Here is a 1,913-nt window from a genome sequence, read left to right as displayed (position 1 = left end):
AGGGACAAGGTTGGTCACGTTTATATTTTGCTAGTACGGTGAAATTCCGGCCAGGAAGAGACGGGGTATATCCTACGACTATGGTACAAGCAAGTAACGCAGCAAAAAGTAGTGATTTATTGCCCTGATTTGTTTGGTACAACCACTCCGAAAGCTAGTTAAATTAAAAGTAAATTCACAGGTTGACTTTTTGAGTTAATCCGTTCGCGTAGCGTGGCCATAGGCCAGGGATGTAGGGCAGTTTTGAATCTGTCAAACGATATGGTCTGAATTACCTTTCTAGATCGTATTGTAAGCATCACGTTCGCGAAGCGAGTCCAAAGGACTCAGCGCGGTTTCAACCCGCGTAGTGATATCAGCTTAGAATCCACGCGGTTTCAACCCGTGGAGAATTCAAGTTCATGTAGCCACCGTCTACGACTAGGTCAACCGCCGTCATATAAGAAGACTCGTTGCTAGCCAGAAAAACGACCGCCTGGGCAATTTCCTCCGGTTTTCCTTCTCGTTCGCGTAGCGTGGCCCAAAGGCCATGGAGCGGCGCAGCTTCCTTGACAGCTTCGATGAAGCCTTCAAACGCGCCATCCGGCAGGTCGAGTTTGCTCTCAAAGTTAGTGCGAACGATACCAGGGCTGACAGCATTGACGCGAATTTGGCGGGGAGCCAGTTCAGCAGCTAGGGAACGAGCAAAGGAGCGAACAGCGGCTTTGGTGGCAAAGTAAAGGCTGCCCATCGGCACTCCTTTCTCGTTTACCGCTGACGCATTCAAAATAATGCTGGCTCCTTCATTCAACAAGCCCACTAATTTCTGAACTTTGACATACTCACCGCCGAAGGAAGAACGGTGATTCTTGACAGATCATCGAGCTGTGCTGCCGTTCGCGTAGCGTGACCTACGGTCTCAGCAGTCTTACCATCTCTCCTTGCCCGTTTATGGTCGTGCCGATGCCCCATGCCGACCTTTTCTATATTTTTTGCAGCGTTGACGTCTCTGTCTTGTTCAGTACCGCAGCTCAAGCAAAGCACAGAACGTATAGACAAATCAAGCTTTCCCCATTTGAAGCCACAATCCGAACAAACCTGACTGGTGGGTTCCCAGCGGCTAATAACCCTGAAGTCCCTTCCGTACTTGTCGGATTTGGCCTTACAAAGAGTTCTAAATTCAGCCCATCCTTGCTGACTTATGGCTAAGCGCTAACTTGCGATTTTTGATCATTCCTGATACATTCAGATCTTCTAGGACTATTACTTGGTTCTCGACAACAGTCTTGGTTGATAGTTTATGCAGGAAATCTTTTCTTTTATTAGCTATATTGTTATTTATCTTGGCTATTCGTCGCCTAGTCACTTCTCTGGGATTTGACCCTTTAGGTTGCTTGGCGAATTTCTTTTGAGCTTTTCTTAATTTGCGATCGCGTAGCGTGAGCTTTGCTCAATCCAGCCTTGAGTAGTCAGGGCTATGTACTTCGCTCCCGTCACTCATTACAGCAAATGTCTTGATACCCAAGTCAATCCCAATACTTTGATTCTTGACATCGATATGAATAGGCTCAATATCTACAACAAAGCTTAAAAAATAATTATGGGCACAATCTTTGATAATAGTTACAGAGCTTGGGTCTGACGGTAGTTCTCTAGACCATATAGGTTTAACTACTCCAATCTTGGCTAAATAAACCCCATCACCTTGAATATAGAATCCTCTCTGAGTTAATCTAGCTGACTGTTTATTGGTTCTCTTTTTGAACCTTTGCGGTCTAACTTTTCGGCCTTTTCTCCTCCCATTACAGGAATCGAAAAAGTTTTTATAAGCAGTTCCTAGATCAGCTACAGACTGCTGCAATGGAACTACAGAAACCTCAGATAACCACTTTCGGTTGCCCGGCCACTGCAATCCCACTTCCGTCACACCTGTT

General features: G+C 45.8%; 3 protein-coding genes and 1 pseudogene. All 4 read right to left on the bottom strand.

Annotation, left to right across the window (positions count from 1 at the left end; genetic code table 11):
- Positions 1–355: 355 nt before the first annotated feature.
- Positions 356–799: an SDR family oxidoreductase gene (locus F6K49_RS44685; RefSeq protein WP_293108431.1), complete on the bottom strand. Its 444-nt coding sequence runs from the start codon at positions 797–799 to the stop codon at positions 356–358.
- On the bottom strand, positions 799–1,182 hold the full coding sequence (locus F6K49_RS53995) for a transposase (protein WP_366511400.1): 384 nt from the start codon (positions 1,180–1,182) through the stop codon (positions 799–801). The genes F6K49_RS44685 and F6K49_RS53995 overlap by 1 nt, the downstream gene beginning before the upstream one ends.
- Positions 1,160–1,354: pseudogene (locus F6K49_RS53990) on the bottom strand (transposase); the annotation flags it as partial. The pseudogene F6K49_RS53990 and the gene F6K49_RS53995, both read right to left, overlap by 23 nt.
- Positions 1,355–1,429: 75 nt before the next feature.
- Positions 1,430–1,913: transposase (locus F6K49_RS53985; protein ID WP_366514319.1), on the bottom strand; the 484-nt coding region annotated here is incomplete at its 5' end.

The organism is Moorena sp. SIO3I6, assembly GCF_010672095.1.
The sequence above is the reverse complement of the archived record's forward strand: the minus strand, read 5'-3'. Positions and strand labels throughout refer to the sequence as shown.